Genomic DNA, 10,836 nt, shown 5'->3' with positions numbered 1-10,836 from the left:
CGGCTGCAGGGGCGATGCGTTGGTTGCCTCAGCGGTCGCATAAGCGCCCGAACTCGAATTGAGGGCCTGCACGAACTGGTCGTGAAACGCCGTCATCTGAGAGCTCAGGCTCTGATAGGCCTGGCCATGTCCGGAAAAGAGCGACGCCACCGCCGCCGAGACCTCATCGGCACCCGCCGCCAACACCGCCGTGGTCGGGGCAGCTGCCGCCGCATTTGCCGAACGCAACGACGAACCGATACCCACCACATCAGCTGCCGCCGCCGCCAGCGCTTCCGGGCTTGCCAACACGAACGACATCACTTCGATCCCCTTTGTTCGAACGCATTTCGCGACGAAGCCAGTACTCCAGCAACCAACTTCGCCTAATTGGGGTCGCAGCGCCCTCGGCCAACGGACGGATTTGGAGGGTGAAATTTCCTCCCCCTATTGGGGGAGACAACGCAGCCGCCGGCAGCGTGCAGGCGTTGCAACAAGTCGGTAACGGTGCCCGAACAACGTTCTCGCAGTGAATGTTTCATGTAGTCAAACGTCCCGCCCCGGCTCCGTTGCCAATACCGCTCCGCGCCGGATCAACCAAAGGGCTATTTGCGGATTCCCGGAAATTCACTTGGATCGCGGTGATACTGTCTGGCGCAGCCAAGCAGTCGTTCGGTGACACAGCGACTGTCGCACGGACACAACGACACCGGTCGCCAAGGCGGCGCCAGCCATCTGCTTCGACTTTGGGAGACATGATGGATTTCACGCGGTTACCGCCGGAGCGCAATTCGGGGCATATGTTTGCTGGCGCGGGGGCGGCGCCGATGCTGGTGGCGGCGGCGGCCTGGCAGGGGTTAGCCGCCGAGCTGGGTGCATCCGCAGCCGCATTTTCATCGGTGACCACGGGGCTGGCGGGTTCGTCGTGGCAGGGCCCGGCTTCGGCGGCGATGGTGGATGCGGCCGCACCCTATGTGGGGTGGTTGAGTGCGGCGGCGGTCCAGGCCGAGCAGGCGGCCGCCCAGGCCCGGTTGGCGGCAGCCGCGTTCGAGGCGGCGCAAGCGGCGACCGTGCATCCGGCGTTCATTTCGGCCAACCGCGCTCAGTTTGTGTGGCTGGTGGGCTCGAACCTGCTGGGGCAAAACGCGCCGGCGATCGCCGCCGCCGAGGCTCAGTATGAGCAGATGTGGGCCCAGGATGTGGCCGCAATGTTCGACTATCACGCCGAGGCTTCGGCGGTCGCCTCAGCGTTGACGCCATTCACCCGGGCGCCGGCGGTAGCCCTCGCACCCGCCGCGGCAGCCGCCGAGGCCGTGGCCGTGGCCGATCCGCCCCCTGGGCTGGGCTTCAACCTGGGCGCCGCAAACGTGGGCAGCGGAAACGTCGGCAACGGTAACATCGGCGACTTCAATCTCGGCTCCGGGAACATCGGCAGCCGAAACATCGGCAGCGGAAACATCGGCAGTGGCAACATCGGGTTCGGAAACACCGGTCCCTCGTTCACAGCAGCCGTCCGCAACTTCGGCTTCGGCAACACCGGCAGCGACAACACCGGCTTCGGCAACACCGGTGACGGCAACATCGGCTTCGGCAACACCGGTAACGGCAACATCGGCATCGGGCTCAGCGGCGACGGCCAGTTCGGCTTCGGCGCCCTCAACTCGGGCACCGGCAACGTCGGCCTGTTCAACTCCGGCACCAACAACATCGGCATCGGCAACTCCGGCACCGGAAGCTGGGGCATCGGCAACTCCGGCAGCTACAACACCGGCATCGGCAACACGGGCAGCATCAACACCGGCCTGTTCAACGCCGGCGTCGCTAACACCGGCGTTGCCAACGCGGGCAACTACAACACGGGCAACTACAACACGGGCAGCACCAACACCGGCAGCTTCAACCGTGGCAGTTACAACACCGGCTTTTTGAACAGTGGTGACTACAACACCGGCGTGGCAAACACCGGCAATGTCGACACCGGCGCTTTGATCTCGGGCAGTTACAGCAATGGACTGCTGTGGCGAGGAGATTATCAGGGCCTGCTCTTCGGAGCTCCGGGCTTCGGAAACTCGACCGACATCCCGTCGTCGGGCTTCTTCAACACCGGTTCTGGGAGTTCATCGGGCGTCGCAAACACCGGTGCCAATAATTCGGGCTTCGTCAACTCATCGGATGTCGGGGTCTCGGGCTACCTCAACACCGGTGCGCTGGAATCGGGCCTGGTGAACTCGGGCAACACCGTCTCGGGTTTGCTCAATGTGAGCTTGCTGAGCATCACAGAGCCTGCCTTTGTCTCGGGTGTCCTCAACACCGGCAGCAACATGTCCGGCATCCTCGGCGGGCCGTCGACGGGAAACTTTGGCTTTGCCAACCAGGGCGTGTCGAACATTGGCAACGCAAACATCGGCGACTCTAACTACGGCAGCGGAAACATTGGCAGCTCGAATATCGGCAGAGGAAACGTCGGCAGCTCGAATATCGGTAGCGGAAACATCGGCAACACAAATATCGGCAGCGGAAACATCGGCGACGGGAACCTCGGCTTCGGAAGCCACGGTATTGACAATTTCGGCTTCGGAAACCTTGGCGACTACAACCTGGGCTCCGGGAACTTCGGCAACCACAACCGGGGCTTTTGGAACGCGGGCGACGCCAACTTCGGCTTTGCTAACGCGGGCGATAACAATGTCGGCTTTGCGAACACCGGCAGCAACAACATCGGCGTCGGGCTTACGGGCGACGGACAAGTCGGGTTCGGGGCGCTCAACTCGGGCAGCGGCAACATCGGCTTGTTCAACTCCGGTACTGGCAACATCGGCTTCTTCAACTCCGGCACGTCAAACGTCGGCATCGGAAACCCGGGCAGCGGCAACTGGGGCATTGGCAACACCGGCCTTGGCAACACCGGCATCGACAACACCGGCAGCTATAACACGGGCCCCTGGAACTCGGGTACCGCCAATACCGGCCTCGCCAATGCCGGCAGCTACAACACTGGCTTCCTCAACGCGGGTGCCACCAACACCGGCAGCTACAACGCGGGCCAGCACAACACCGGCGGGTTCAACCCGGGAAGTTACAACACCGGCTACTACAACCCAGGAAATGTTGACACCGGCGCTTTCATCACGGGCAATTATAGTAACGGCTTTTTCGTATCTGGCGACAATCAAGGCCAGGTTGGCGTCGATGTCGCAATCAATATTCCCACCGTCCCCATCGACATCGAGTCTTTTAATCCCATAAACCAGGTAATGGTTGTCGGCGGGCAGGTGTACACGTTCCCGGGTTATACGTACCCCAAAACATATTTCCTGGACGGTGACTTCTATTTAGGCCCGGTCAACATCTCGTCCTCCACGCTCACCGCTCCCACAGTGACAATTGCCATCGGCGGACCAAGTACGTCGATAGACGCCACGGTCGTCGGCGCCCTGCAGGGTGGGACGATCCAGATCATCGATATACCGGCGGCGCCGGGGTTCGGGAACTCGACAACCAGCCCGTCGTCGGGCTTCTTCAACTCCGGCACCGGTAGCGCATCGGGCTTCGGTAACGTCGGCGCCAACAATTCGGGCTTCCGCAACGTTTCCTTCGGCAGCGCGGGGGTCTCGGGTTACCGAAACGTCGGCTCCCTGGAGTCGGGTGTGGCAAACTTGGGCAACACCATCTCGGGCTTCTACAACACCAGCACCCAAGACCTCGCCACCGCGGCCAATATCTCCGGCTTCGCAAACGTCGGCACCAACCTGGCGGGCGCTCTTCGTGATAGCGCAACCGGGCCGGTCTTCAACGTGGGCCTGGGAAATATCGGTGCCCACAACCTGGGCAGCGGCAACCTCGGCGACCTCAACCTCGGCAGCGGCAACATCGGCGACCACAACGTCGGCAGCGGCAACATCGGCAGCGCCAATATCGGGTTCGCCAACACCGGCAGCGACAACCGCGGGTTCGCCAACGCAGGCAGCGCCAACATCGGCTTGGGTAACACCGGTGACGGCAACATCGGCTTCGGCAACACCGGTGACGGAAACATCGGCTTCGGCCTCAGCGGCAACGGCCAGACCGGGTTCGGCGCCCTCAACTCCGGCAGCGGCAACATCGGCCTGTTCAACTCCGGCACCAACAACATCGGCATCGGAAACTCCGGCAGCGGAAACTGGGGCATCGGCAACACCGGCAGCTACAACACCGGCATCGGCAACGCGGGCAGCACCAACACCGGCCTCTTCAACGCCGGCATCGCCAACACCGGCATCGCCAACGCGGGCAACTACAACACCGGCAACTACAACATCGGCGCCACCAACACCGGCGGCTTCAATCCCGGCAACTACAACAGCGGCCTACTCAACACCGGCAATTACAACACCGGCTTGGCCAACTCCGGCAGCATCGACACCGGCGCCCTCAACACCGGCGACATGGATAACGGCCTGTTGTGGAGGGGCGACAGCCAGGGCCTGATCGGCTTCAACTACACGATCCACATGCCAGAGATCGCATTGGACCTGCTTGCCACCATCCCGATCAATATCCCCATCAACGCCAGCTTCACCACCACCGTCTACAACGGAATAACGATCGACGACATCCCGTTCGGGACCACCGCCACGCTCGGTCCAATCCCAGTCCTGGAAGGCACGATTAACTCCCTCACCATTCCGCCCATCTATGCCAGCGGCCCCACGCCGGCAATCCAGATTGGGAATCCTGACGGTTCGACCGTGATGGTCATCCCGGTCTTCGCCAGCCTCGGCCCCGCCGACTGGACATTCATCGACTTGGGCGGCGCCCCAGGATATGGAAACTCGACAACCAGCCCGTCGTCGGGCTTCTTCAACTCCGGCACCGGCAGCGCCTCGGGCCTGGGCAACGTCGGCGCCAATAACTCAGGCTTGTGGAACTTGGCCTCCGGCAGCTCAGGACTTTCGGGCTACAGGAACGTCGGCGCCCTGGTATCCGGCGCGGCGAACTGGGGCAACACCGTGTCAGGATTCCTCAACACGAGCACGCTGGACCTCGCGACGCCAGCCAATGTCTCGGGTTTGGGCAACATCGGCGCCAACCTCGCGGGCCTATACCGTGACAACGCGGACGGGATGAGGACCTTTAACCTGGGCCTCGCAAACGACGGCGCCTTAAACGTCGGCTTCGCAAACATCGGCTCACACAATTTCGGCTCCGGAAACGTCGGTGACTCCAACTTCGGCAGCGGAAACGTCGGCGATCACAACCTGGGCGGCGCGAACATCGGCAGCTTCAATGTCGGCTTCGGAAACCACGGCTCACATAATTTCGGCTCCGGGAACCTTGGCGACTACAACATCGGCCCGGCAAACCTCGGCGACTACAACCGCGGTTTCGGCAACGCAGGCAACGCCAACAGCGGCTTAGCGAACACCGGCGACTCCAATATCGGCTTTGCGAACACCGGCAGCAACAATATCGGCATCGGGCTCACCGGCGACGGCGAAATCGGGTTCGGCGCGCTGAACTCCGGCAGCGGCAACAGCGGCCTGTTCAACTCGGGCACCGGCAACATCGGCTTGTTCAACTCGGGCACCGGCAATGTCGGCATCGGCAACTCAGGCACCGGAAACTGGGGCGTCGGCAATAGCGGCAACACCAACACGGGCTTCTTCAACTCCGGCCACGTCAATACCGGCTTCGCCGACTCCGGCAACGGGAATACCGGGCTCGGCAACACGGGCGACTACAACTCTGGCAGCTTCAACACCGGCAGCTTCAACACCGCGGGCTTCAACCCGGGTTCGTACAACACGGGCTACTCGAATACGGGCAACTACAATACGGGCTTTGCAAACTCGGGAGATGTCAACACTGGTTTCGTTAATTCCGGCAGCTATAACAATGGCACATTATGGCGGGGCGATTACCAAGGCCTGACGGGCTACAACTACACCATCTATATCCCCGATACCGCCATTCCGGTGGACTTCTACGTGAGTATTCCCATCAACATCCCGATAAGCGTGACACTCGGCACCCTGACCATTCAGGGCTTCACCATTCCAAAATACACCGCCGACATCAACGTCCTGAGCACCGGAACCACACAAGCTATCAGCGTTGGTCCCATTACGTTCGGCGATATCGCGATTACCTTTCGCTCCACCGACGCCATCATCGGCGGCCCAACCACCGCGATAACTATCGACGGCACTGGCGGCATCGGTCCCATCGCCATCCCGGTCATCGACGTTCCGGCGGCTCCCGGCTACGGGAACACGACCAGCGTCCCGTCGTCGGGCTTCTTCAACTCCGGCACCGGCAGCGCATCGGGCTTCGGCAACGTCGGCGCCAACAACTCCGGTTTCTTCAACTCGGCCACCGGCGGCTCAGGAATCTCGGGCTACAAGAACGTCGGCGACCTGGTATCGGGCATGGCGAACTTCGGCAACACCGTGTCGGGATTCCTCAACGTGAGCACGCTGGACCTCGCGACGCCGGCCAATGTGTCAGGCGTCGCGAACACGGGCACCAACCTCGCGGGTTTCTTCGGCAACTTCACGGTGTCAAACCTGGGTGTCGCAAACAACGGCAGCTTCAACCTGGGCAGCGGGAACACCGGCGACTACAACCTCGGTAGCGGAAACTTCGGAAGCGGAAACGTCGGCGGCGCAAACATCGGCGGCTCCAACATCGGCTTCGGAAACTACGGCGTACACAACATCGGCTCCGGGAATCTGGGCGACTACAACATCGGTCCGGCAAACTTCGGCGACCACAACCGCGGTTCCGGCAACGCGGGCAACGCCAACAGCGGCTTAGCGAACACCGGCGAGAACAATATCGGCTTTGCCAACACCGGCAGCAACAACATCGGCATCGGGCTCACCGGTGACGACGAAATCGGGTTCGGTGCGCTGAACTCGGGCAGCGCCAACATCGGCTTGTTCAACTCCGGCACCGGAAACATCGGCTTCTTCAACTCCGGCACCGGCAACGTCGGCATAGGAAACTCGGGCACCGGCAACATCGGTCTGTTCAACGCCGGCACCGCAAACACCGGCATCGGGAACGCCGGCGGCTACAACGCAGGTCTGTGGGACTCGGGGACCGGCAACACCGGCATCGCCAATGCGGGCACCTACAACACGGGCGGCTACAACACGGGCAGCGCGAACACCGGCATCGTTAACCCGGGCAACTACAACACGGGCCTGGCAAACACGGGCAGCACCAACACCGGCAGCTTCAACGCCGGCGACTACAACACGGGCTTGCTCAACACCGGTAACTACAACACGGGCCTGGCGAACACGGGCAATGTCAACACCGGGGCTTTCAATGCAGGCAATTACAGCAACGGCTTCTTCTGGAGGGGTGACTACCAGGGCCTGTATGGTTTCCACGCCGGAATCTATATTCCGGAATTCTCGGTCCTGGACATGGACCTGACGATCCCCATCAATTTCCCCATCACTCTCGATAGATCGAATATCGTCATCGGCCCCTTCCAGATTCAACCGATCACCATCAGCGTCCTCGGCTCGTCGTATCTCAGCATCACCTTCGCCACCATCTCCATCCCGGCCCTCACCGGCACACTGCCCAACATTGATGTGCTCGTTGGCGGACCAGATACCTCGATACCTATCGCTATCTCCAGCGGCTTTGGCCCCATCGACATCACGTTCATCGATATACCGGCGGCGCCGGGATTCGGGAACTCGACAACCAACCCGTCGTCGGGCTTCTTCAACTCCGGCACCGGCAGCGCATCGGGCTTCGGCAACGTCGGCGCCAACAACTCGGGCTTCCGCAACGTTTCCTTCGGCAGCACCGGAGTCTCGGGCTACCGAAACGTCGGCTCCATGGAATCGGGCATCGCCAACTTCGGCAACACCATCTCGGGCCTCTACAACACCAGCACCCAGGACCTCGCCACCGCGGCCAATGTCTCCGGCTTCGCAAACGTCGGCAGCAACCTGAGCGGCGTGTTCCACAACAGCAGCGCCGCGGCCGGGCGGTTCTTCAACCTTGGCCTGGCAAACGCCGGCCAACTCAATGTGGGTTTCGGAAACACAGGGGACTTCAACCTGGGCAACGGCAACCTCGGCGACCTCAACTTCGGCAGCGGCAACATCGGCGACCACAACGTCGGCAGCGGAAACATCGGCAGCGCCAACCTCGGGCTCGGCAACACCGGTGACCACAACACCGGGCTCGGCAACACCGGCAGCGCCAACATCGGCTTGGGTAACACCGGTGACGGCAACATCGGCTTCGGCAACACCGGTGACGGAAACATCGGCATCGGGCTCAGCGGCAACGGCCAATACGGGTTCGGCGCGCTGAACTCGGGCAGCGGCAACATCGGCCTGTTCAACTCCGGCACCAACAACATCGGCATCGGAAACTCCGGCGCCGGAAACTGGGGCATCGGCAACACCGGCAGCTACAACACCGGCATCGGCAACCCAGGCCGCGCCAACACCGGCCTCTTCAACGCCGGCATCGCCAACACCGGCATCGCCAACGCGGGCAACTACAACACCGGCAACTACAACACCGGCGCCACCAACACCGGCGGCTTCAACCCCGGAGCCACCAACACCGGCTGGTTCAACACCGGCGACTACAACACCGGCTTTGCCAACTCCGGCAACATCGACACCGGTGCTTTTAACACCGGCGACATGGACAACGGCCTGTTCTGGCGGGGCGACAGCCAGGGCCTGATCGGTGCGTATTACGCAATCACCGTTCCCGAAATCCCCGCGTCCTTCGATGTTCAGATTCCCATCAATATCCCCATCAGTGTCGGCATCACCGATATCTATATCAACGCCTTCACCATTCCTAAAGTCACCTTCAGTGGCTTGGACGACGGCCTAGGCGGTGAAGTGGTCGGCTACTTCGGCCCGGTCAGTGTCTACGGCGCCCAGACCGGCGACCCCATCGTAGTTTCCTTCGGCGATCAACCCACTGTGGCGATCAACGTGGGCAACCCGGACGGTTCATCGGTGATAGGCATACACGGTGCGGGCGGTTTCGGCCCCATCACCATCCCGTTCATCAACGTCCCGGCGGCTCCGGGATACGGAAACTCGACAAGCAGCCCGTCTTCGGGCTTCTTCAACTCCGGCAGCGGCAGCGCATCCGGCCTGGGGAATTTCGGAGCCAACAATTCGGGCATTTTCAATTTCTCGTCCGGGCTTGCCGGAAACTCGGGTGTGCAAAACTACGGGTCGTTGCAATCGGGCTTCGCCAACTTTGGCAATACCGTCTCGGGCATCTACAACACGGGCACCCAGGGCCTCACATCGGCGGCTAATGTCTCGGGCTTTGCCAACGTCGGCGCCAATCTGGCCGGCGTGCTCCGGGACAGCGCAACCGGGACGATCTTCAACGTGGGCCTCGGAAACGAGGGTCAACTCAACGTGGGCTTCGGCAACATCGGCGCCTACAACCTGGGCAATGGAAACATCGGCGCCTACAACCTGGGCAGCGGAAATGTCGGCGACCACAACCTGGGCGGCGGCAACCTGGGCGACCTCAACTTTGGCAGCGGCAACATCGGCAACGGCAACATCGGATTCGGCAACATCGGTGACGGCAACATCTGGTTCGGCAACACCGGCGGCGCCAACATCGGCTTCGGCAACACCGGTGACGGCAACATCGGCTTCGGCAACACCGGTGACGGCAACATCGGCATCGGGCTCAGCGGCGACGGCCTGACCGGCTTCGGCGCCCTCAACTCGGGCACCGGCAACGTCGGCCTGTTCAACTCAGGCACCAACAACATCGGCATCGCCAACTCGGGCACCGGAAACTGGGGCATCGGAAACTCCGGCAGCTACAACACCGGCATCGGCAACACCGGCAGCACCAACACCGGCCTGTTCAACGGCGGCAGCACCAACACCGGCATCGCCAACGCAGGCAGCACCAACACCGGCACCTACAACGCGGGTACCACCAACACCGGCAGCTTCAACCCTGGTGGCTACAACACCGGCTGGTTCAACCCGGGCGACTTCAACACGGGTTTGTTCAACACCGGTAACTCCAACACGGGCCTTGCCAACTCGGGCAATGTCGACACCGGCGCTTTCATTTCGGGCAACTACAGCAACGGCTTCTTTTGGAGAGGCGATTACCAGGGCCTGGTTTCTGTCTCGTACTTTTCGACCATTCCCGAAATCCCCTGGTACTACGACGTGAATGCTCCCATCGATATACCAATCACGGGCAGCGTCAGCGAGATTACCAGGGAAACGTACCACATTTCCGACGTCCCCATAAAAGTCCAATTGCAGCAAACCATCTGCTACCCCTGGTACGAGCCGCCATTTTATAAATGCACCACTTACACAACCACCGTGTACGACGGCAGCATCGGCGGCTGGACAACGGATGCGTCCATTCTTCAACCCGCAATTTCCGTGAACAACGCTATTACCCAAACATTTGATCTCGCCGGCAGCGGAACCTCGGGTCCCTACACCTTCGGCTTTGGTTACCAGCAGAACCCGGGATTCTTCAATTCGACCACCGAACCCTCGTCCGGTTTCTTCAATTCCGGCAGCGGCAACGGATCGGGGTTCTTCAACTCCGCTGGCCCCGTATCCGGCCTCGCAAACGACTTCGCCTACAGTTCGGGCTTCGGCAACGCTGGCGGCACCGGAAACTCGGGCTACATCAACTACGGCGCGTTGGAATCGGGCTTCGCGAACCTGGGCAACACCATCTCGGGCATTTTCAACACGAGCACACTGGACCTCACGGCGGCCGCCTTCGACTCGGGCATCGGAAACGTCGGCACCAACCTCTCGGGCTTCTTCAACAACGTTCCCCTGCCGTGACCGATCCAGGAGCGCAATT

General features: G+C 61.6%; 2 protein-coding genes. One reads left to right on the top strand and one right to left on the bottom strand.

Translation table 11 applies throughout. From position 1 onward, the window contains the following. A partial coding sequence (locus CDN38_RS25155; protein WP_142361371.1) for a PE family protein occupies positions 1-300 on the bottom strand: 300 nt, incomplete at its 3' end. Positions 301-737: 437 nt separating this feature from the next. On the opposite strand from CDN38_RS25155, the gene CDN38_RS32525 reads away from it, so the two are divergent. Next, positions 738-10,817: a PPE domain-containing protein gene (locus CDN38_RS32525; protein ID WP_099319253.1), complete on the top strand. Its 10,080-nt coding sequence runs from the start codon at positions 738-740 to the stop codon at positions 10,815-10,817. Positions 10,818-10,836 lie beyond the last annotated feature (19 nt).

Source organism: Mycobacterium ostraviense, assembly GCF_002705925.1.
Classification (GTDB): Bacteria; Actinomycetota; Actinomycetes; order Mycobacteriales; family Mycobacteriaceae; genus Mycobacterium; species Mycobacterium ostraviense.
Note: the sequence above shows the minus strand (reverse complement) of the source record. Positions and strands in the feature narration are given on the sequence as shown.